The organism is Daejeonella sp. (genome assembly GCF_044342615.1).
In the GTDB taxonomy this organism is placed as follows: Bacteria; Bacteroidota; Bacteroidia; order Sphingobacteriales; family Sphingobacteriaceae; genus Daejeonella.
The window spans coordinates 17461-39896 of record NZ_JBIIPN010000001.1; the positions used below are offsets into that span (position 1 = coordinate 17461).

Annotated in this window: 17 protein-coding genes; 2 read left to right on the forward strand and 15 right to left on the reverse strand. The window is 39.7% G+C overall.

The features are described from left to right. The first annotated feature begins 3 nt into the window (after positions 1 to 3). Both dinB and ACIQ0D_RS00085 read left to right on the forward strand, forming a co-directional pair. The gene (dinB, locus tag ACIQ0D_RS00080; protein WP_395801888.1) at positions 4 to 1161 is read left to right on the forward strand and encodes a DNA polymerase IV; all 1158 of its coding nucleotides are present in this window, start codon (positions 4 to 6) and stop codon (positions 1159 to 1161) included. Positions 1162 to 1164: 3 nt separating this feature from the next. Continuing rightward, positions 1165 to 4101, forward strand: a complete 2937-nt coding sequence (locus ACIQ0D_RS00085) for a DNA polymerase III subunit alpha (RefSeq protein WP_395801890.1) — start codon at positions 1165 to 1167, stop codon at positions 4099 to 4101. Positions 4102 to 4543: 442 nt separating this feature from the next. Here the strand turns inward: ACIQ0D_RS00085 and ACIQ0D_RS00090 are convergent, their stop codons facing one another. From ACIQ0D_RS00090 to ACIQ0D_RS00160, 15 genes are all read right to left on the reverse strand, one after another. Further along, on the reverse strand, positions 4544 to 4981 hold the full coding sequence (locus ACIQ0D_RS00090) for a c-type cytochrome (protein WP_395801891.1): 438 nt from the start codon (positions 4979 to 4981) through the stop codon (positions 4544 to 4546). Between the two features lie 39 nt (positions 4982 to 5020). Next, on the reverse strand, positions 5021 to 6622 hold the full coding sequence (locus ACIQ0D_RS00095) for an aminotransferase class V-fold PLP-dependent enzyme (protein ID WP_395801893.1): 1602 nt from the start codon (positions 6620 to 6622) through the stop codon (positions 5021 to 5023). Between the two features lie 5 nt (positions 6623 to 6627). After that, the gene (locus ACIQ0D_RS00100; RefSeq protein ID WP_395801895.1) at positions 6628 to 7899 is read right to left on the reverse strand and encodes an amidohydrolase/deacetylase family metallohydrolase; all 1272 of its coding nucleotides are present in this window, start codon (positions 7897 to 7899) and stop codon (positions 6628 to 6630) included. A 182-nt stretch (positions 7900 to 8081) separates the two neighbouring features. Next, positions 8082 to 11174: a PQQ-dependent sugar dehydrogenase gene (locus ACIQ0D_RS00105; protein WP_395801897.1), complete on the reverse strand. Its 3093-nt coding sequence runs from the start codon at positions 11172 to 11174 to the stop codon at positions 8082 to 8084. A gap of 134 nt (positions 11175 to 11308) precedes the next feature. Continuing rightward, the gene (locus tag ACIQ0D_RS00110) at positions 11309 to 12061 is read right to left on the reverse strand and encodes a DUF1080 domain-containing protein (RefSeq protein WP_395801899.1); all 753 of its coding nucleotides are present in this window, start codon (positions 12059 to 12061) and stop codon (positions 11309 to 11311) included. A gap of 117 nt (positions 12062 to 12178) precedes the next feature. Beyond that, entirely contained in the window at positions 12179 to 13474 is a 1296-nt protein-coding gene (locus tag ACIQ0D_RS00115) for a Gfo/Idh/MocA family protein (protein WP_395801901.1), read from the reverse strand. 147 nt (positions 13475 to 13621) lie between these two features. Further along, positions 13622 to 14974 carry an alkaline phosphatase family protein gene (locus ACIQ0D_RS00120; protein ID WP_395801903.1) on the reverse strand — a complete coding sequence of 451 codons (1353 nt, stop codon included), beginning with the start codon at positions 14972 to 14974 and terminating at the stop codon, positions 13622 to 13624. Positions 14975 to 14984: 10 nt separating this feature from the next. Continuing rightward, entirely contained in the window at positions 14985 to 16193 is a 1209-nt protein-coding gene (eboE, locus tag ACIQ0D_RS00125) for a metabolite traffic protein EboE (protein ID WP_395801905.1), read from the reverse strand. Further along, a complete protein-coding gene (locus ACIQ0D_RS00130; protein ID WP_395801907.1) occupies positions 16190 to 17320 on the reverse strand; it encodes a 3-dehydroquinate synthase in 1131 nt (376 codons plus the stop codon). The genes eboE and ACIQ0D_RS00130 overlap by 4 nt, the downstream gene beginning before the upstream one ends. 66 nt (positions 17321 to 17386) lie before the next feature. Beyond that, positions 17387 to 18268, reverse strand: coding sequence for a UbiA-like protein EboC (gene eboC, locus ACIQ0D_RS00135; protein WP_395801909.1), 882 nt, complete (start codon positions 18266 to 18268; stop codon positions 17387 to 17389). A gap of 3 nt (positions 18269 to 18271) precedes the next feature. Next, positions 18272 to 19255: a TatD family hydrolase gene (locus ACIQ0D_RS00140; RefSeq protein ID WP_395801911.1), complete on the reverse strand. Its 984-nt coding sequence runs from the start codon at positions 19253 to 19255 to the stop codon at positions 18272 to 18274. A 16-nt stretch (positions 19256 to 19271) separates the two neighbouring features. Continuing rightward, positions 19272 to 20141 (reverse strand): EboA domain-containing protein, encoded by an 870-nt coding sequence (locus ACIQ0D_RS00145; RefSeq protein WP_395801913.1) that lies wholly within the window; start codon positions 20139 to 20141, stop codon positions 19272 to 19274. A 90-nt stretch (positions 20142 to 20231) separates the two neighbouring features. After that, the gene (locus ACIQ0D_RS00150) at positions 20232 to 20606 is read right to left on the reverse strand and encodes a transmembrane 220 family protein (protein WP_395801915.1); all 375 of its coding nucleotides are present in this window, start codon (positions 20604 to 20606) and stop codon (positions 20232 to 20234) included. A 114-nt stretch (positions 20607 to 20720) separates the two neighbouring features. After that, positions 20721 to 21236: a ferritin-like domain-containing protein gene (locus ACIQ0D_RS00155; RefSeq protein WP_395801917.1), complete on the reverse strand. Its 516-nt coding sequence runs from the start codon at positions 21234 to 21236 to the stop codon at positions 20721 to 20723. 337 nt (positions 21237 to 21573) lie between these two features. Beyond that, positions 21574 to 22401: an MBL fold metallo-hydrolase gene (locus tag ACIQ0D_RS00160; protein ID WP_395801919.1), complete on the reverse strand. Its 828-nt coding sequence runs from the start codon at positions 22399 to 22401 to the stop codon at positions 21574 to 21576. Between the last annotated feature and the right edge of the window lie 35 nt (positions 22402 to 22436).

The window sequence follows — 22436 nt, forward strand, 5'->3', positions numbered from 1 at the left end:
TTTATGCCAACAGAAAAGCAAATTATACATATTGATCAAGATGCATTTTTTGTATCAGTAGAGCTTTTAAAGAACTCTTCGCTTGTTGGGAAGCCGGTGATTATCGGGGGCACATCCGACCGTGGAGTGGTTGCTTCTTGCAGTTATGAAGCCCGAAAATTCGGCATTCACTCGGCCATGCCCTCCCGAATGGCCAAACAGCTTTGTCCCCATGCCATCTTCATCCGTGGCAACATGGAAGAGTACAGTAAATACTCGCATATCGTTACTGATATTTTGCAGGAAAAGGTTCCTCTTTTAGAAAAAGCCTCCATTGATGAGCATTATATCGACATGACGGGCATGGACCGATTTTATGGCTGCATGAAGTTTGCGCATGAACTCCGACTTCATGTGATGAAAGAGACAGGTCTGCCCCTCTCCTTCGGCTTATCCGTCAATAAAACAGTCTCAAAAATAGCCACCAACGAATGTAAACCAAATGGAGAGCGCCAAGTGCCTCTTAATGAAGTCCAGCCCTTTTTAAACCCTTTATCAATCAAAAAAATACCCGGCTTAGGACAAGCAACCTATGTAAAACTCAGCGAAATGGGCGTTCGTTTGATTTATACCTTATCGCAAATACCTCAAGAACAGATATTTAAGGTGCTTGGAAATAATGGAATAGGCTTATGGCAAAAAGCACAAGGAATTGATAATTCGCCAGTTGTGCCTTATCGGGAACAAAAATCAATCGGCACTCAAAGCACTTTTGAAACGGATAGCATTGATACACAGACCATTAAACAACTGATTACATCCATGGTTAGCGACCTCTGTTTTCAGCTCCGAGCACAAAGAAAACTGACTGCCTGCATCACGGTAACCATCCGCTATTCGAATTTCGAAACGCATACGCAGCAAAGCAAAATAGCCTATACTTCCCTCGATTCGCTGCTCATTAGCAGGGCAAAAGAGCTTTTCGATAAATTGTATAATCGCCGAATGCTACTCCGTTTGGTGGGCGTTAAATTTTCGCAATTGGTGAGCGGACATGAACAAATTAGTCTGTACAGCGCTTCCGAGGAGCAATACAAGCTCTACCAAGCCATGGACCGCATCAAAAATCGCTTTGGGGAAAAGGCTGTAAAACTAGCATCCACCATTAATATTAAGCTTTAAGGCATGTATCTGAATGTTCATTCTCAATATAGTTTGCGCTATGGCACCCTATCTATCGAAAATTTGATAGATCAAGCCAAAGCTTTTGGAATAGAACAGATGGCGCTAACCGATATCAATAATTCTACCGGAGCGACCGAATTTATTCGTAACTGCCATGAAAAAGGCATTAGAGCCATTACAGGCATCGAATTTAGGCGAGATAACAAACTACTTTACATCGGCATTGCGCGTAATCGCGAGGGAATGAAAGAGCTGAATGATTTTTTGAGCTTCTACAATTTAAATAGCATGAGCTTGCCCGATTGCCCTTGGGATTTTCAGAATGCCTATATTATTTATCCCTATTCGCAGGATCATCCACCGCTAAAAGACAATGAATTTCTAGGAATACCCTACCGCGAATTGAGTAAGCTTTTCGGGAAGCCAATCGCACACATACAAGAAAAAATGGTGGCATTGCAGCCTGTAAGCGTGAGCAACAGGCTAGAACACCGCCTCCACACTTATTTACGTGGTATAGACTTAAACACCCTTTTATCTAAAATAGGCGATTATGATCGATGCCATGAGGATGAGATCCTGCTCTCGCCAGAAAAGATCAAAGAACGTTACAGCTCCTACCCTTTCATCATTCAGAACACCGAAAAATTGATGAATGATTGCAGCAGCACTTTTGAGAAGGGTTCAAAAAACAGAAAAACCTTTACGGGATATGCCAAAGATGATAAAGATCTCTTGGAGAAGCTCGCCATGGAGGGAATGGAATATCGCTATGGGCGCTCCAACAAAGAGGCATTAAAAAGGATAAAAAAGGAGCTGCAGGTAATTGATGAATTGCACTTTTCGGCTTACTTTTTAATTACATGGGATATCATCCGCTATTCGATGGCACGAGGATATTACCATATCGGGCGGGGTTCTGGGGCCAATAGCATCGTTTCTTATTGCCTGCGCATTACGGATGTGGATCCCATAGAACTCGACCTCTACTTTGAGCGATTCCTAAACCGCCAACGTAGTAGTCCCCCAGATTTTGACATCGATTACAACTGGGATGAGCGCGAAGATGTTCAGGATTATATTTTTAAACGATATGGCAGCAAGCATACGGCTCTGCTAGGCACCATGAGTACCTTTAAAGATCGTTCCATCATTCGTGAGATTGGCAAAGTAATGGGATTGCCCAAGCAGGAAATTGATAGCTTCAGCGACCCCACACGATTTAGTGAAAACCGCGATAATCCCACTTTTGGCAAGATTTTGGCGATTCAAAATATGATGCAGGACATGCCTAATCAGCGTTCCATTCATGCAGGTGGGGTACTCATCTCGGAAGAGCCAATCACCTATTACACGGCATTAGATTTACCTCCAAAAGGCATGCCCGTAGTGCAATGGGACATGTATGAGGCCGAGGCTATAGGCTATGAAAAGTTCGATATTTTAAGTCAGAGGGGTATTGGACACATCAAGGAAGCCATCCAACTCATTGCTGAAAATCAGCAGAAGAAGCCTGATATTCATGATGTAAAATCCTTCATGAAAGATCCTACAATCAATGCTCAACTCAAGCGTGGCGATACCATTGGCTGTTTTTACATCGAGTCGCCAGCTATGCGACAATTGATTAAAAAATTAGGCTGCGAAAATTACATCACCTTAGTGGCGGCAAGCTCCATCATAAGGCCAGGGGTTTCCTCCTCGGGGATGATGAAGACGTATATTCAGAATTACCATGATCCTGAAAATGTGAAATATCTGCATCCGGTAATGAAGGAATATCTCCAAGAAACCTATGGTGTGATGGTCTATCAGGAGGATGTAATTAAGATTTGTTATCACTATGCAGGCTTAGACCTCACCGATGCGGATGTGCTTAGACGGGCTATGAGTGGGAAATATCGCTCAAAAAAGGAATTCGACCGACTCGTACAGCGCTTTTTTGATCGTGCCAAGGAAATTGGGCGAGAGGAAGAAATTACGCAAGAGGTATGGCGACAGGTATCATCCTTTGCGGGATATAGTTTCTCCAAAGCCCATTCGGCCTCTTTTGCCGTAGAAAGCTACCAAAGTCTCTTCCTGAAAACCTATTTCCCACTCGAATTTATGGTGGCGGTGCTTAATAATTATGGTGGATTTTATCAGCGTTGGCTTTATGTGCATGAACTGAAAAAAGCAGGTGCAAAAGTACATCTACCCTGCGTAAACAATAGCGAGGCTAAGGTTAGCATCAAGGGCAAGGAGGCTTGGTTAGGCTTTATTGGTATCCAGGGACTCGAAAGTCGCTTTGTGGAGCTCATTCCCGCAGAACGCAAAGCCAATGGTCCTTACCGAGATCTTGGGGATTTTATTAAACGGACTAGCATTCATCTAGAGCAGGCTATCATCCTCATCCGACTGGGAGCTTTGCGCTTTACTGGGAACAATAAAAAGGAACTTCTGTGGGAAGTACATAATTATTTAGGCAGCAAAACAATCGCGAAGCAGAGCAGCGAATTATTTCATAGCGAAGCAAAAGAGTTTTATCTCCCCGAATTAGAAAGCTCAAATGTGGAGGATGCATACAATGAATTGGAATTATTGGGTTTCCCATTGACTATGGATATGTTCGACCTAGTCAAAACGAGCTATCGGGGAGATGTCATGGCCAATGAATTGAGCGAACACATCGGGAAAACTATCCGCACAGTAGGCAATTACGTCTGCGAAAAACCAGTCCGAACCAAAAGCAATAAAAAAATGTGGTTCGGCACCTTCCTCGACAAGGATGGTAATTTCATGGATACCGTCCACTTTCCACTAAGCACGCCAGCATACCCCTTCCGTGGCAAAGGCTGCTACCTCATTGAGGGTAAGGTGGTTGAGGAGTTCGACTTCCCAAGTATTGATGTCAAGAAATTTGGGAAATTGGGGATTAGGGATAATCCGGTGTTTTAGGGGATCAGTTATCAGTTATCAGTTGTCAGTTATCAGGCTAGCGACATCTGCTACCGGTGGCTGAGGTACTCGAAGCCGGGGAAAGAGTTATCTTTGTAAGATATCAGGCTGGGAGGAGATTTAGGTCTTTAGTGGTTAGATTAATTTATCCTAGTCGGGGCGACCCTCGCGGTCGCCCTTAGTCATCTTTGAGATTTTTTATTTACCGCTGGCTGAAGTTCTCGATATCCGCTGACTGAGGTTCTTGAAGCCAATGAAAGAGTTATCAGTTGTCAGTTATCAGGCTAGCGACATCTGCTACCGGTGGCTGAGGTACTCGAAGCCGGGGAAATGAGTTGTCGGTTATCAGTTGTCGGTTATCAGGCTAACGACATCTGAGAGATTAATGTGGAGTTAAAGTTTTTTTGTCTTTAATCTTTGCTCCTTAATCCTTGCTCTCACCCTACTCCCCAAAAACCTTAAACGGATTTTTCTGCTGCTCAAATGGCTTCGATAAATCGCGTACATACTCCACCAATTGCCATAATTGCTCATCCGATAACTGTGACTTATAGCCTGGCATTGCGCTTTTCCCCTCCCGTATTTTCCAATAAATAGCCCCATCGCTCTGCGACTTAAACCATTCTTGCTTGAAATTAGGTACTTCCTGATCAGTATGCTCCAAAAGATAGCCTTGCCCCTGGCCACCATGACACCTGATGCACTTTAAATTATATACTTCTTGTGCCTGCGGAAGCGTTAAGGGCTCCAAATTATAAGGATTATAGAGGGTATCGGCCCATGAAGGCGCCGTCCAAGGTTCTTGAACCTCCTTATTTGTACCACTAATTAAGCCTAAACCCAGCATAATAAGTAGCAGCAGAGAAAAAACTCGAGCCATATCTATCTAATTATTCAAATTAAACCCTAGGCGACAATCTTATGCCTTAGATTTGGATGAGCCTGCAGAACGGTAATCGTGGCGTGTAGCGCTCCATTCAGCGTCTCCATACTCACTCAAACTCACTTTACCCTGCATGCTATTGCCATCCGTTGTCCCACTAAATGTAAAATTAATGCGTACGCCATCTTTTGTATAAGAACTTCTGATGGTTACATCTTTTCCATTTATAGTTCCATCCAAATCGCGTGATCCAATGCTTGCAAAGTGCGTCCCAATCAATGCATTAGCCTTTTGTTCAATCACCAAAGTCTGATCAACAGTGCTTGCCGAAAATTTCATCTTCAAATCCCATTGTCCACTAAGATCAAAAGCTGGTGCCACACTTTGTTTTTCCATCTTTGGCGGATTAGAAAGTATCGCTAAAACACGATCTGCAATAATCTTTTCATCCCCAACACGCAGTGAAGCCATGGCAATACTAATATTAGGCTGTAAATTCGGTGGAAATGGCAAAAAGCTTCCTGCACCACTTACAGCAATACGCGGACTTCCATCCCATAAAAGTTTTTCCATCTCCTCGCCGGTGAGTGGGATAATCGACTGATCCCATTTCACAGAGAGTGAAGGCGCACGATTGGAACGTGCTTTCGGTTCATTGATTTCAGTACTTAGGCCTTTAATGCCTTCCAAACGCTTCTCGATGTGTTTCGCCCAAGATATCCAAGTCTTCCACTCGCCTGCATGATCACGCTTGAACCACATTTCTACAGCGGCAAGCATGCCCATAATTTCTTCACGTCCAACTTTAAATCCGCGGCCAAAGCCATGATGCGGACCAGCATTGATTCTTGATGCAATGATTAAATCTTTCCGACCAAGCAATAAACCCGCACATTGAGGTCCGCGGAGGTATTTGCCCCCACTATAAGCCACTAAATCTGCTCCTTGCTCCACATGCGGATTGGGAAGTTCTAAACCTTCGGCAGCCGCATCAACCAGAATTGGAACGCCTAATGGCTTCGCAACAGAAGATATTTCTTTTAAGGATAGCGGACCATTTTCGGAACGAGCGCCTGCAAGCACGAGAATCATGGCAGTCCTCGGACCAATAGCTAATTGTAAGTCCTCAAGCGTTGAAACCTCCACCATACGTACACCAACGGCCTTTGCAGCTGCATCATATGCTGAGCGTGAATAGGCAGGAATAATAACTTCATCCTTCATTCCCGTGAGGTTAGGAATCATCCAGAGCTTGTCGGGGTCGCCACCTGTTACGCAACCTGCAGTACCAGCAGTTATTGCCGCTGAGGCTCCAGAACTGACATAACCAAATTCAGTGCCCGTTAACTGACCCAAACGTACTCCCACGGCATCCATCAACTCATCAATCTGAACATATTCGCGAACAGCCTCATCCATAGCCTGTTGCACCTCAGGCAAAATCTGACAAGCACCCACTACCGTAACAGTTCCTCGAGCATTAATCAAAGGCTTAACGCCGATTCCTTCATAAATACTCTTTATATTTTTTTGAATGGGATCTGTACTCGCGGCAAAGACAGATGGCATCGCAGCTCCTGAAACAACTCCAGCCAAAGGCAAAACACCCAATCCCTTAATTAATTCTCTTCTTTTCATAAATATTATAAACTTGGCAATCCACCAGCAACTTTAGGTAGAGGATCTGTTAAACCATTTAGATCATAAAAAACACGGCCTCCTTTGATCGTAACCTCACATTCAAAGCGTTGCTTCCCTTCTAAACGCTGCCCCATTTGGTCAAAAACGCCAAATTTTCCTTTGCGAATGCGTAAAACGGTAACATCGCCCTCAGAACCAATCGATAAATTACCTAGTTGCTCTCTATTAATAACTTGAGCGGGTTTCCAAGTGACAGAATTAATGATGTCTGGAATCTGCATGCCCAAGGTTAAAAATTTATTCATCACATTTAGGATGTCTTTCATGGCTGAGTTCATGCTTCCTCCATGATGATCGGTACTGATCACATCTGGGAAAAATCCTGCTTTGGTAGCGGGAATAGCATGTGTGAAGGAAAAACTTGCTGCTCCATGGCCAACATCCCAAATCACACCTCTCTGCCTTGCTTCAAAAACAAAAGGTCTTAATTTTCCGGTTTGCGGATCGGTAATTGCTTCACGCTCCTTACCGCCACCTCCAAAAGTATGGGTGTAAATATCTCCTGCACGGAATTTCTTCATCGTTAGTTCTTCAAGTGATAGTCCGCTGCCACCAAAATCAACAATCACGGGAATGTTTCCTGCAATTTTCCCAGCCTCAATTGCTCGATCAATAGGCACCCAATCGGGTTTATTATAATGAGCCACTTTAAATCCAACAATATGATCTTTGTGTTTTAAAGCCATATCGGCACTTAATCTGGCATCCATATCGGCATTATCCTGCTCAATTGAACCTCCTGCCATGCCCTCACCCACAATATTTAAAAAGGATAATACACGAGTCCGCGACCGATCAATTGTTTGATCCTTAAACTTCTCAAAATTTCTCCAACCGGCACTACCGGCATCCACCACAGTGGTTACACCCACACGAAAACTAAATCCATCTGGCTGATTAGCATAATAACTGTTGCGTAGGTATTTATCAGGCTCTGTCCCAGCAAAGTTATGCGTATGCATGTCTATAATACCTGGTGTAACATATAATCCCTTCGCATCAACTACACGCACAGCTGTTTTGGAATCTATGTTTTTGGCTAAAGCGGCAATTTTTCCCTCCTTATCAATCGCCACATCCATCAATTCATTAATCTTATTTTTGGGATCAATTACATGTCCTCCCTTTATTAAAATAGCATATTGCGCACTATTTTGGGCAACAACAATTTGTGCTAAAAATAGTAGGAGGATTAAAATAGGTGCTCTTTTCATGATTAATCAATATGGTGGTAAAAGACCTTTGATACTGGTCCCTCAAAATAATTTTTACTAAATATAATTAAAAAATAAGCCCTCATTTGTAATATTTCAATGAGATTAATACCATAAAAACACTATAATATATTGATTATAAATACTTTATGATTATTTAAATCCCAAAAGGAATTAATATTCTATTGGCTCTTATTCGAAAAATAAATCCAATCTAAATGAAATAAATTCTGCTTTATATCGGATGAACTTTTAAAGACAAAATACAAATCATGAATTCCTTTTGTTTCTAAGGCATTGATAATTAGCTCTTTCCATGGCTTTGAATCCTTTGCAATAGCTGCTGGTATTTGTGTTTCACCAATCATAAGCCCGTCAATTTTACCTAATCGAACCTCGATTTTTCCTCCTGCAAGAGGTTCAACACGGAAAAGCAACTGCTTTACAAGGTTCAAATCAATTTTATTAAAGCGAACATAAGTCTCATGGTTAATTGCTCGAGCATAGGCTAAATTTTCGGTAGGATATGTTGCAATTCGAACATTTCCTGAATCAAAATCTTCTGCTTGCACCCATGGACTTCGCAAAGTTATGTGATTTCGGCTTTGCAGTGCTTGTATACCATTGGCTCCTAAATCGGTATAACTTACATTGAGTAGATATGAACCTTCATTCCCTTTGCCAATATGATCTTTCAACTCAATAGCATCCGACGAGGGTCGTTTGATAGTCGATTTATCAGATAAAGAAAGAATATAATTGACAATTTCTGCCGCATCATCTTTAGATAGATTGGGATGTGGAATCATGGCACGTTCGCCCCAAACTCCACCACCACCTTTAATAATTTTATCAGAAAGCGTAGCTACCATTCCCTGTTTACCTGCATAGCGTTCTGCAATGGCAACAAAAGATGGACCAACAGAAGCTTTATCCAGCGCATGGCAGGCTTTACAATTTAGGTTTGCCGCCAATTGTTGGCCTTTTAGGTATTTAAGGCTGCTTGAGCTCTGATTTTGTGTCAAAACAATGGCAACATCTTTACCACGAGCAATATATCCATAAGTGATATTTAGCCTATTTTCATCTATGTTTTTATCTTCCAAATCAGTAATTTTTACTTGATAATCGAGAAGCACGTTATCCCAATAAAAACTACGGTTAGCATTTGTAAAAATCTGAATTTCAGGAGGAGTATTTCCCACAAAAACTTGAGAGGATGTTTCAGTTTTACCTCCTTTATCATCGCTCACACTCAGTTTTACAGAATATACCCCTGGCTTTGTAAAGGTATGAGCAGGATTAAGCCCCTCATAAGTGACATTTTCAACGCTCCAAGTATAAGTTAGCTGATCATTGCGATCATGGTCAAAGGTTTTCTTAGCTGAAAACTGAACGTTAAATGGGGCTGCGCCATATTGCCTGTCTAGCTCGATTTCTGCTACCGGATTTCTATTCCCTTCTACATATTCAATCCGAACGAGGCGTGCATCTGTATTTTTTGAAAACCAATTGGTGCCATACTCCAAAACGTAGAGGGCACCATCGCGACTAAACTGCATATCTACAGGTGCTGCAAAGGTGTATTGCTTTAAAAATGGCTCCATACGCAAATAATTGCCCTTTTCATCAAAAGTAACAGCCATTATCCAACCACGAATCCATTCATAAATGAACAATTTACCATTATAATAATCATTCAATTTGTATGGCGCATTCGGGAAAAGATCGCTGTAGTAAACTGGTCCCGCCATAGCTGAAGCCCCTCCATTACCAAGCAAAGGGAAATGCTTGGAATTCTTTTTCCCATACCAAATCATTGCAGGCTGTGCTTGAGGTAAAATTCGCTCTCCCGTATTATTTGGCGAGTCGTTTATTGGGTTTAAGGAGTCTTTTTTAGGCCCCTCAGACTTAGTTGCATAGTTGTACATTGGGAAAGCCTCATTATTTCCAAGGAAATAGGGCCAACCGTAAAAACCTGGCGCCTTCGCTTGATTTATTTCATCGAAACTCATTAACTCACCATCTTTGCTCGGCACCTTCGTATCGGGACCTACATCACCCCAGTATAAATATTTGTTTTTTTGATCTACGCTAAAGCGATATGGATTACGGGAACCCATAATGTAAATCTCTGGCCTTGTTTTGGGATTATTTTTAGGGAATAAATTGCCTTCGGGAATAGCATAAGTTCCATCATCTAAAGGCTTTATTCTTACTATTTTACCTCGCAAATCATTGGTGTTTGCAGCAGTAGCTTGATCGTCTGCCAAGGCACGTCCCGGACGCTCATCTACTGGAGTATAGCCCTCCGTTTCTTCAGCATTGGTATTATCTCCGGTAGATAAATAAAGTAGGCCATCTGCATCAAAAGAGATGTAACCCGCTGAGTGACAGCAATATTTGCGCTGAGTTGGGATTTCTAGCAGAATCTGTTCGGAAGCTTTTGCTAAACTATCACCATATAATTGAATCCGTGATAGGCGATTTACGAATTTATCCCCGGCAATGGAATAATAGAAATAAACCCAATGATTTTCACCAAATTTAGGATCAATCGCCACCCCTAAAAGTCCGTCTTCAATCCCACTGAACACATCAAAATTGGAAATCGTTTTTATTTGCTTGCTCAGTCGGTTATATATTTTCAAGCCACCCTTACGCTCGGCCAATAAAACATCATTATTAGGAAGAATTGCCATGCCCAGTGGTTCATCCAAGCCTTCAACTAAAACGGTGCGGGTGTATCTACTGCTGTCGGGAACAGTTAAAGTTTTTACACTTAAATAATCTGGGATTGATGCCTTAGAAAATTGTTTACTTAGGATTTGGGATAAATCACCTTCACTAAAATCAGGATTTAAACGGCTAATCCAGGACTTATCTTGTGTCCATACTTGGGCATCAGACTTAGTATTAAAGACTTGAAGCCAAGGCCATTCTTTTTGAGATAAACTCGTATCAGCAATACTTATTAAAACCCCACGTCCCGCCTCCAAATAACGTTTCAAAACCGGCAATTCAAGATACCCCATTTTATTTAGGGATGAGAAAGGCAACAAAATAGCATCCACCTTGGCAAGAGAATCTTCATGGAGATATTTTTCACTATCCGCCACAAGCAATTCCCAGCCATTTTTCATGGCTACATTTTTCAATTTAACAGCCTGCTGGCCTTTAATATCTTTAGAAAAATAAAGGATTTTGATTGATTTTTTAATGGGAGTACAGGCTCCAATTAAGAGAACCAAAAAAAGAAGTAGGGAGTGCTTCATGCAATGTATGTCTATTTCAGCTTTTAAATATTCGTATTCTAAGTCTTGTTTTGCTCAATGCTTCAAAGAATTAGAATACGAATATATGAAATAGACTTTTAGCTATCTAGCCATAGATGCCCTAATTCGACAATTTATTGTAATAAAGCAGCAGTCTCCTCTGCAGAAGTTACGCCTGGCGCCAACTCAATAATCTTAAAATTACGGAATTCAATTTTAGCACCTTCAGCCTCTAGGCAGATATAGCCTTTCTTTTGTGTCGACTTACTAATGCCATTTACAAATTTACCGTTTACAGAAAGTTTGATTACCCCATCTATACATACCACATCATAGGAATTCCATTCACCTTTACCCTTAGCACGATTCTCAATCGATTTGCTGCGCTCTCCTCTAGGATTATCGGGTGTAGTTTTTACCCCCTGTACTCCAAAAAGCTCGCCATGTACATAAGCAATAGGAGGCTTTTGGCCATCTCTAAGATTTAAATTTACCCAATCCAATTCAAGCATTTGCACCTCTACTCCATCTGGGAGGGGGTTTTTACCTTGAGGATTTGCTCCACTCCACACAAATACACCCGAATTACCTCCTGGTTCTAAATGCTTCCACTCTACATGGAGGATAAAATTTTCATACTGCTTTTCCGATCGAGCAACACCAATTGGCATTCCCGTAGAAAATAAAGTACCATCTTTTTTCACTGTCCATGTTTCTTTGGTAGTGTTTACATTCACCCATTTTAGGGGTGTTTCTTTTACCTTAGAACCAAGAATTACCGCATCCATGGCTTTTGAAGTACCGAACTCAAAAAGAACCTCTTGCGAGAAACTGATGTTACTACTCAATAGCAACACGAAAGAAAGAATTAGCGTTTTTTTTATCATTTTATTTGTGTTTTTAATATAAATATCATCTGTTCGAACTTATTTTTTGTCCTATGGATGGTCCTGTGGTCGGTCCTGTGGTCGGTGTTATCACCGTACCACCATACCACCGTACCACTACAAAACCTTCGTCACCCCCGGTACCGCAGGCTCTGGAACAGGCCATTTCAAATCCCAATTGTATTGATTAAAATCGGGACCAATTACCTTGTCAGAATTCATCGCCTGCTCCCAGGTAATGGTTTGTCCGCTATAAGCCGCCATACGGCCCAAGATCCCTAACATCGTACTATTCGCCATCATTTCTCCATCATTCAAAGGCTTACCTGAGCGAATAGATGCAAATAATTCGTCATGTTGAACCTGATACATATCCCTCTTCTCTCCCTGATAATTCCAATTCGTCTTACCAGTTATTTTATGTGTTTGTCCCTGATAAATAGCAATACCCTCAGAACCAATTATTTCTACTGAATTTTTAGAGGAACAACCGTCTTGCTGGCGACAAAAATTATATCCTTTGATTCCATTTTCAAATTCAAACTCGATGGCAAAATGGTCATAAATATTACCCCAGTTTTTCTCTACTCTCGACTGACGGCCACCGGTTCCAAATGCTTTTATAGGCATTTTGCTTCCCAATGCCCAAGTCATCATATCCATATTGTGAACCACCATTTCTACAATAAAATCACCCGAAAGCCAATCATAATAGTACCAATTCCGCATCTGATATTCCATGTCAGTCCACTCAGGCTTACGCGGAAAATACCATAATCCACCACCATTACGCGTAGAATTCACCATTCTCACCTCGCCAATATCCCCATTTTGAACACGCCCAAAAAGTTCTCTTTTAGGAAGATCATAACGAAAGGTAAAACCAGAAACTAGAGATAATCCTTTTTCTTTGGCTTTTTTGGAAGCTGCCAAGACTTTTCGTACTCCGGGTGCATCAACTGCAACGGGTTTTTCGCAAAAAATATGTTTACCTGCTTCAACGGCAGCAACTAATTGATCGGGACGAAATCCTGGAGGTGTAGTCAGTAAAACGACATCCACATCCGATTCCATTACACGTTTGTAAGCATCAAAACCGACAAATCTATTTTCTTTAGGCACCTTCACCTTATCGGGATGGGCCTTCATCAAAATATCGTATGAACTATCTAGGCGATCTTGAAACACATCCGCCATAGCGGTTAATATCACATTGGGGTCGGCATTAATTGCCTGACTTGCAGCACCCGTACCACGACCACCACAGCCTATCAAGGCCACTTTTAATACACTTTTGCTTTGCGCGAAGGTTGTTGTAGGGATTGCTGCCGATAAACCAATTCCGGTTCCAATAACAACTGCTCCGGTTGATTTGATAAAAGATCTTCGGTCGGTGTTTTCAAGTTTAGCCATCTTATATTCTCAGAAATTAAAATATAATAATACTAAAATTATTTTAATTAGTGCTGAAAGATAGAATGTTAGGAAACAATAGCTAGAGGGTTTGCTTCGTCGTACCTCCTCGCAATGACATGCGAATCAATTTTAATAATAAACGAATTATTTCCTTAATGTCCTAATAATTAGGTCGAAAACGGAATCTCCAGAGATAATTGAGCTTTCCAAAGGGTCATTTGTAATCAATACAGGTTGGTATTCTGCACCTACACCAATTTTACCATGTGAGCCTTTAACTAAGTTAGCATCCAAAGGAATAACATCCATCACATATCTAAAACCGGCCTTTTTCCTCAATAGTTTATATCCAGCTCTTAGTTTGGAACTCATAAACATCTCCACAGGATCATAACCAGGCTTTTTATGGATATCTACACAACGTGCATAGTCGGGAGCTTTTGAATCATCAAGCCAGAAATAATAGGTAAACCAGGAATCTTGATCAGCCATCAGGACTAAGTCACCCGCACGCTCATGATTGATGTGAAAATCTTTTTGCTCCTTTTGATCTAAGATTCGCTCAACTCCTTGAACATCTTTTAATAATTGCATCACCTGCTCCTTTACAGATGGATCATTGATATAAACATGCGCAATTTGATGATCAGCAACCACAAAGGCCTTTGAAGCCCCCGCATCTAATAATTCTAGTCCGCGCTCTTCTCTAATAGCCAGTAAACCGTGCTCCCTAAATAGTCGGTTGAGATGTATTGGATTATTTACTGGCGAAATACCATATTCTGAAAGGAGGATAATTTCTGCACCTTTATCTTCATAAAAAGTAATGAGTTTTTTTAGCACCTCATCAATCTCATTTAACTCCTTGTGGATTTTTGAGAAATCGGGACCGAATTTCTGCAGGCAATAATCCAAATGAGGCAAATAAATAAGTGTCAATGTGGGATCATAAAGATCATCTGTCAACATCGAAGCATCAGCAATCCATTGCGTTGATTTAATATTTGCTCCTGGTCCCCAGAATTGAAACAATGGAAATTCTCCCAGCTTCTCTTGCAATACATCGCGTAAGCTTGCTGGTTGGGAATAACAATCTGGCATTTTCCTGCCATCAGCCAAATAATTTGGTCGCGGAGTAACAGAATAATCGGCCGAAGAATACATATTATACCACCAAAACATTGTTGAACAGGTAAAATTAGGATCTTCCTTTTTAGCGATATCCCAAATTTTTTCACCGCTCACAAGCTTGTTCGATTGCTTCCAAAATTTAACTTCACAATCTGTACGATCATACCAACCATTCCCCACAATACCAGTAGCAGATGGCCATTTACCCGTAACATAAGTGCTTTGTGCTGAGGTAGTTAGTGCTGGAAAAACAGGTTCAATCCTTGCTAAGTGCTTACGACTGATATAATTGCTTAAAAATGGTGTATGCTCCCCAATAATAGAGCTTGAAAGTGCTACAACATCAATTACAACCGTCTTTTTCATAGCCTTGAATTTATACCAATTGTTCTTTAACCCAGTTTAACTCTCTAATAATACTTTCACTTATCGGAACTTTTAATGATTCAGGAAGCACCTCCCAAGTGTAAGTTTCTACTTCTAAATGAGCTGAAAAAGCGTTGTTTTTCTGAATTTTCAGCACTTCAATAATATCTTCTTGTGTGGATTGTAACAATCCGAGATCTTGCGCAAAAACAGGTACGTGAAAATGTGCTCGCCACTCCTTAACATCTTGATTATGAGTATTTTCAAGAGCCTCTGGAAGATCACGGTACCGAATTAAAGATTGATCAAATTTCTGAGCCACAACCTGGTGCAGGTAGGTTTTTTCATTGTATTTTGAAAAGGCCTCGAAAATAGCTGATTTAGATTCCTGATCTAGAGCCAAATCTGCCTTTAAAGCCGCACTAATTTGAATTTTACCTGTTTTTATCCCTTTTTCATCAAGCTGCTGTATAACCTTGGCATGGCTTTCATAACCTATAGCAAAATGACAAACATCATAACACAAACAAATATGCGTTTTGATGCAATTTTCTACTTCTAGTTCACTAAGTTTTAAACTTTTAGTAAGGTTTAACTTTGCCAGTGGTAGAAGCATATTTTCATACCAATCAATAAATTCAGCCCCCGTTTCAAGAAGTCCATCGGGTTCGGGTTCAATATCCAAATGCATAATTATGTCACGCTCATTCTTAATACTAATCAGATGTTGAGCAAGCTCGATAATATGTAGTGTTGCCCTTTCTTTAGCCTGAAAAGCTAAATCGTCGGTAGAAAACCAAAACTTATAACTCAAAGGCGATGTAGAAATACCGCCTTCCAAACCTTCTGGCAATAGTTCGGCTAAAATATTGAATAGTCGCAGGGTGTAATCCACACGTTCTTGGCTTGTCCAATCGGGAGCATGTACCTGATCTTTCACCACCGTATGATGAAAATCACCAAAAGGAAAACCATTCATGGTAAAAACATAGGCTTGCTGTTGATTCAGCCATTTTTTAAACGTATTCAACTCTTCAGAATTCATTAAATCAATACTTGCCGAATTAGACAGACGTAAACCAATGCCCATGGCTTGATTTGGAGAAAATTCTTTTTTAATTATTGGAAAATTTAAGTCCAAAGACTCAAAATGATCCCCCCAGCTCTCTCCAGCATGGATATTTGTACAATAAGTTAAATGCCCAGAATCGAGTTTCATGACCTATTTCGAAGTGTTTGAGATGCTTTTTTCAGTATTTCAGTGTCAATTTCATGTACTTCTAAGCCTTTTCCGATTTTTTGAAGAAGCATTATCGTTAATTCACCCCCAAGGTGCTCTCTAAATTCCTCTAAACCTAATATAATTGGTGATTGACTATCATTAACCTCCATGAGTGGATGAACAATATCAAAGCCTAATTTGATTAAAAGTTTAATTATCCGCTGGCAGTCTGAATCAGATAAAGAACCTATCAAATTGGAATAAACTGAATCTAAGGCAATACCCATAGCTACTGCTTCACCATGAAGGACTTCAAAGTTGGAAAGTTGCTCCAGTTTATGCGCACTCCAATGCCCAAAATCTAAAGGCCGCGAAGAACCTTTTTCAAAAGGATCGCCACTGGCAATATGATTCATGTGTAATTCAGCACATTTATAAATCAGGTAATTCATGCTTTCCTCGTCACGGGAAATTAATTTTTCAGCACTCTCCTCGATCCAAGTAAAGAATTTGGAATCCTTAATAAGTGCTACTTTTACTGCCTCAGAAATACCTGACCTATAATCCCTATCAGACAAGCTTTTGATGAAAAAATCATCATTGAAAACCGCTATTGGCGGAGCGAAAGTCCCAAGAAAGTTTTTCTTACCAAAGTAATTAATTCCATTTTTAACACCCACGCCCGAATCATTCTGCGATAAAACGGTTGTAGGAATGCGAATATGTCGTATCCCACGATGCGCAACTGCCGAAGCATAGCCTACTAAATCGAGTACTGAACCGCCACCAATAGCAGCAATATACGAATGTCGATCAATTTTATATTTATTGATTAATTCTAAAATCTGATCAAAATACAGGGTATTATTTTTTAATTGCTCACCACCAGGCAGGACCAAAATTTCGGGTATTAACTCAACAGCTTGATGAATTTTGAAATAATTTTTAATCTCCTGCTGTAACTCATCACCAATACCACCATCCACAACAAAAAAGATTTTACGCACAATACCATCACCCTTCAAAAAATCATTCAACAAGGTATTTGATGACTCAAAAAGTCCAGAGCTAAAAAAAACCTTATACTCAAATTTTACATCAAAAGATTGTTGAAGGTATCTCATTTTAAATAGATTCTTGAAAATATGCTGGCTTTCAATTTGCTAGCAGTGGATAAAGATAATCGTCAATTAAGTAACGGCAAAACGTTTTGATAACCAAATAGAAAGAGGCAATAAAATTACGATAAAAAAGGCCAATCCTAAGGAGCCAAATACTGCTGCCCAGGCTGCATCCATTAAAATTAGTGAGATTACACCCGCCTTAACAGCCATACCAATATTTTTACCTAAAGGTTCCCTAATTGCTTTAAAAAGAGGCTTAAATATCATCCAAGCAAATGGAAGGATAAATAATAAAGCCATCAATACCTGCCCCATTGACCATGAAAAATAAAGCATGATTCCTATGACCATAGCATATAAAAAGACGCCTAAAAAAAGTTTGTTTTTATTGGATCCATGCACCTCTCCTTGACTTATCATGGTAATTGAAAAGATGTAAATGAGCGGTACAATAGCTATAATATACAAATTATTTTGCGAAAATGCAAGAATACTCATTCCCAAAATTAGATTTAAGCCCCGGCAGGTCCCCATGTTTAGTGGACCAATAAATGAATGGTGTTTGGAGAATTTATTATAGACTAGCGCAAAAAAAGCAATGAACATTGCAATAATTCCAGAAAATATAGAATGCAAAAATGCGCTCAAAATACCCAAAACCAGCAAAAATATCCCTAAATAGACTGCTTCATTTAATTTGACTGCACCGCTAGGAATTGCTCGTTCAGGACGTTCAATTTTGTCGAGATCAGCATCAAAAACATCATTAAATACGATACCACCACCGTATAATCCAATAGTAGATAAACAAAGTAGAATTACGGGCAGAAGGCTTGCACTGGAACCAAAAACAAAACTTGAAATCGCAATGCCTGCCAAAACATCTGCCACAGAGGTCACAATATTTGCTGGCCGCATCAAGCGTAAAAGATGAAAAATCTTTCCCAAATTTTAGCTTATTATGATAGACGATTTATCTATTCGTGGCTGCTGACCACCACGAAGAACGGTATTGCCTTCAAACTTTCCAGTTTGATCTATTACTTGCGGACTCACAAAATCACGTTCGTCTATTTGTCCGCTTTGTGCAAACGCTGCAATTGCATTAGAATAGGTAATCTTTTTAATGTCTGTATCACTAATTCCCTTTAATTTCATGAGAGCTGCAGTTTTAGGAACAGCAAGCGGATCGCTAATGCCCCAATCGGCAGCAGAATTTATCATGATACGATCTGAACCATACATCTTTGCGACCTCTACCATGCGCTCATTTCCCATTTTAGTGAATGGATAAATGGTGAATGCTGCCCAAAAACCACGATCTAAAACTTCTTTTACCGTTTCTTCATTATTATGGTCCACAATTACCATTTTAGGATCAATGCCGTGTTCAATGGCAATGTCCATACTACGCTGTGTTCCCTTTTTCTTATCCCGATGTGGCGTATGAATTTGAATAGGAAGTCCCGCTTCTTTAGCCAATTCAAGCTGCATCCTATAATATTTATCTTCCGCAGCGGTTTGATCGTCAAAACCAATCTCACCAATACCTACAACCCCTTCTTTATAAATGAATAAAGGAAGTATTTCCATCACCTGCTCGGCAAGTTTTTCATTATTCGCTTCACGCGAGTTCAAACCGATGGTGCAATAGTGCTTGATGCCAAATTGGGAAGAACGGAAACGCTCCCATCCCACAAGGCTGCTATAATAATCGCGGAAGCTATCAATGCCTGTCCGTGGCTGACCCAACCAAAAGGCAGGCTCTATTAAGGCTACAATACCAGCATCGGCCATGGCCTGATAATCATCTGTAGTTCTAGAAACCATGTGGATATGAGGGTCGAAAAATTTCATTCCCTTAATGCTATCCAAATTCATTGGTTCTATAACACCTAAAGGCCTTTTCTGTTCGAATGAATGACTACAACACATGTTTTTTATTTTAATTTTATGCTTCGGGAGTCAAATTACTCCAATTTAGTTCTTTATTTTCAATTGCTTTAAGCAGCTCTGGGTAATGGTTCAAGAGCAATTTAGCGGGCTCAAGATCAGAGTAATAAACGGTTAAAGCCGCAGCTTGTCTATCTCTTAAATTACCATTTTCAAATAGCCTTTTTAGATCAATTAATAGTTTTTCGTCGATAAATTTAGTCGTTAAGCGCCACAAATGAGGGTTTATACTACGATTAGCCGCCCAACGTTCGTGTGCATAATCCTGCAAAGTAGTTGCTAGTTCGGCATTGGCACGCTCATCAATACCAGCAATTTTGTTCAAATCTTTATCAGTAAAAAAAGCTTTTAGCACCAGCTGATTCCAAGCCTTCTCATCAAGATATTTTGCAGGATAAGGATTATGATACATGATAGACTCCAATACCAGACCGATATTACTTCTAATTCCTTCGGCACATCTCATTTTCCAATCTTCAGGCCAGGCAAATAAAGAAATCGAAGAATATAAGGCTACAAGCTCTTGAATTTCGGCCGCAAGAAATAAATTATCGATTGTTTTTAGATATTTTCCCTTTTCGGAGGTGTCAATATGTAGGAGAAGACAAAGTCGCGCCAGCCTATCAGCTGTCCAGACCTTTAGAGTAAAACCAGGTTTTATACTTTCAATTTCAATATTTTGTGATTCAGTAACTTGCACCGGTGATTTACCAGTCTTTCGTGGCATCATCGCAAAAGCGGAATTGATAGCCATGGTATCTAGGACCAAGAATTTATCGCTCAGCCAGTTCCAGGCATCATCATTAATATTAGCACGGGTTAACTCAGTTATAAGTTCCCTTAATCGTTCTGCATCGTAATCAAACATGCCCACAAAATTGAATGTTGGTAGGAATTAAATATTGCGAAATCTAATAAAAATTAGCAAGAAACTAGGTAAAAATGGAGTAATTTTGAATCAAATTCCACCTGAAACAAAATAATTTAATCCGAGTGCTGCCGCGATAATTAACAGGCCAAAAAATTCACGTGTTTTTTCGATGTATGGCTTTTTTGCTTGCATGCTTTCGGTAATACTTGGAGTGTTATATTTAGTAATCCAATCGCGTACACCATCCTTGGCAAAGAACAAAATTAAGGCATAAATTAAATAAAAGGCAATTAGAAATAGGTATCCCATAGGATAATAAATACCAAATGCGGCTACTCCGCAAAGTATAGAAGCCGCCATATAAATCGGCAGCCAAAGCCAGGAATCATTATCGTTTATATTAAACCAAGCAAAAACAAGGAAAGAAAGGCAAAAAATGATGTTTAGGACTATCAAAAGCATAATATACAAATAAATTCTGATACGAAGATAGAAAATCGGTGAAAAAGAGAGCTAAAAAGACAAAAAAAGGCCCTTATTCCACTAAGAATAAGGCCCTTCTCTTTAAAAACGCACTTAAACCATTACATTAACTTCAGCCATGGCAATTTCTGTGAGTTTAACATCTGCCGCCTTCTCTTCAATCAAAGATTCATTTAATAACTCCTCTGCTCGAGTATGCTCCATGAGCTTGGCATAAGTTAATAAACAACCATAACTTGCTATTTCATAATGCTCTATTTTTTGAGCTGCTGCAATAAGTGCTGCATCTAAAACTTGTCCCGATTCAAAATTGTCAATAATCTCTTCAGATTCTTCTAATAAGCCTTGCATGGCTTTACATTTTTTTGAGCGCGGCGACAAACCGATACTTTGAAAAATTTCTGTAAGGCGCTCAACTTGATGCTCAGTTTCTGTATAATGCTCATCAAATGCACGCTTTAAATTGGTATTTGCGGTCTTAGATGACATCTTTTTAAGACCCTTTAATAATTGCTTTTCTGCACCTAGAATATCCCTTAATTCATCCACAAATAATTCATGAAGGTGTGCATTGGGCATATCAGACAACATTTGCTTTTTGGTTTCCATTTGCTTAAATTTTAAATTGATAAATAAATCGTATCAAATAATAGGCTCTTGGGATAAAAAATAACTATAATGCCAAATTGATGACAGCTTTTTTACCGAAAGAGAAATGCCAGAAATTAAATAGGTGATAATCCAGAAAATCAATATTGAACGAAAAAAATCGAATATTAATGCCAAAAATCGAATATTGGCTATCACCAATCACAAAAGAATAACATGATATAAATTGAAATGTTCTATTTTTTTTCAATTCTTTTTCAACAAAAGCGCATTAAAATTGTGATAAATAAAATGGAAGTTGACAATAAAAATCATGAAGATTTTAGAATTCTAAAAATTAATCAAACAAGGAAAACTGAACAGATTTGCTGTTTTTAAGCTTTGGATTTGCAGAAACTGTGGAATTGTGAAGATGAAATATTTTACTTTCCTGATCTCTGGAGGCTACAATAATCTCTGTTTTCTGAGATTTACTCTTAAACAATTCAGACACTAACTGCGGATGATTATTGTCTTTTGAAAGATGCGAAAGTAACAAATGGCTCATATGAAGTCCGTGCGAGCAAAACAGATCTAGCGCCTGAAGATTTGAAAGGTGACCATAATCACTTCTAATTCGGGCTTTTAAATGATGAGGATATCTACCCTTATCAAGCATTTCATCATCATAATTTGCTTCCAAAAAGGCAGCATCACAGCTTGAAAAATAACGAATAAGATTTTCACAAGGCGTGCCTATGTCGGTAAATACACCAAGCTTCAAGCCATTGCAAGTCACGATAAAACTGTGTGGGTCAGAAGCATCATGAAACTTAGTAAAAGAAGTAATTTCTAGTCCGCCAATTTGAACAAGCTCATGTGCCACAAAGCTTTTAATAAGATGACTTTCAAGATCAATCCCGGAGTTTTTAAGGGTTCTCTCTGTAATAAAAACTGGCAATTGGTACTTTTTGGCTAGGACTGAAATCCCACGAATATGATCAGAATGCTCATGAGAGACAAAAATAGCTCTTAATTTACTCATAGATAAGCCTAATCGTTCCATTCTTTTCTCTGTCTCACGACAGCTCAGGCCCGCATCAATAAAAATTGCATCATGCTGATTTTCAACATAATAACAATTTCCATTACTCCCAGAATTTAATGATGTAAATGATAAAGCCATTCTTGTTGAGAAAAAAGATTCGCATCGATGAATCT

Bases quoted from the DNA above. Each gene is read 5' to 3' on its own strand.
- ACIQ0D_RS00090 (WP_395801891.1), bottom strand. From the start codon at position 4,981: ATGGCTCGAGTTTTTTCTCTGCTGCTACTTATTATGCTGGGTTTAGGC.
- ACIQ0D_RS00115 (WP_395801901.1), bottom strand. From the start codon at position 13,474: ATGGCTAAACTTGAAAACACCGACCGAAGATCTTTTATCAAATCAACC.
- ACIQ0D_RS00085 (WP_395801890.1), top strand. From the start codon at position 1,165: ATGTATCTGAATGTTCATTCTCAATATAGTTTGCGCTATGGCACCCTA.
- eboE (WP_395801905.1), bottom strand. From the start codon at position 16,193: ATGAAACTCGATTCTGGGCATTTAACTTATTGTACAAATATCCATGCT.
- dinB (WP_395801888.1), top strand. From the start codon at position 4: ATGCCAACAGAAAAGCAAATTATACATATTGATCAAGATGCATTTTTT.
- ACIQ0D_RS00100 (WP_395801895.1), bottom strand. From the start codon at position 7,899: ATGAAAAGAGCACCTATTTTAATCCTCCTACTATTTTTAGCACAAATT.
- ACIQ0D_RS00130 (WP_395801907.1), bottom strand. From the start codon at position 17,320: ATGAGATACCTTCAACAATCTTTTGATGTAAAATTTGAGTATAAGGTT.
- ACIQ0D_RS00150 (WP_395801915.1), bottom strand. From the start codon at position 20,606: ATGCTTTTGATAGTCCTAAACATCATTTTTTGCCTTTCTTTCCTTGTT.
- ACIQ0D_RS00155 (WP_395801917.1), bottom strand. From the start codon at position 21,236: ATGGAAACCAAAAAGCAAATGTTGTCTGATATGCCCAATGCACACCTT.
- ACIQ0D_RS00110 (WP_395801899.1), bottom strand. From the start codon at position 12,061: ATGATAAAAAAAACGCTAATTCTTTCTTTCGTGTTGCTATTGAGTAGT.
- ACIQ0D_RS00120 (WP_395801903.1), bottom strand. From the start codon at position 14,974: ATGAAAAAGACGGTTGTAATTGATGTTGTAGCACTTTCAAGCTCTATT.
- ACIQ0D_RS00140 (WP_395801911.1), bottom strand. From the start codon at position 19,255: ATGTGTTGTAGTCATTCATTCGAACAGAAAAGGCCTTTAGGTGTTATA.
- ACIQ0D_RS00105 (WP_395801897.1), bottom strand. From the start codon at position 11,174: ATGAAGCACTCCCTACTTCTTTTTTTGGTTCTCTTAATTGGAGCCTGT.
- ACIQ0D_RS00160 (WP_395801919.1), bottom strand. From the start codon at position 22,401: ATGGCTTTATCATTTACATCATTAAATTCTGGGAGTAATGGAAATTGT.
- ACIQ0D_RS00145 (WP_395801913.1), bottom strand. From the start codon at position 20,141: ATGTTTGATTACGATGCAGAACGATTAAGGGAACTTATAACTGAGTTA.
- ACIQ0D_RS00095 (WP_395801893.1), bottom strand. From the start codon at position 6,622: ATGAAAAGAAGAGAATTAATTAAGGGATTGGGTGTTTTGCCTTTGGCT.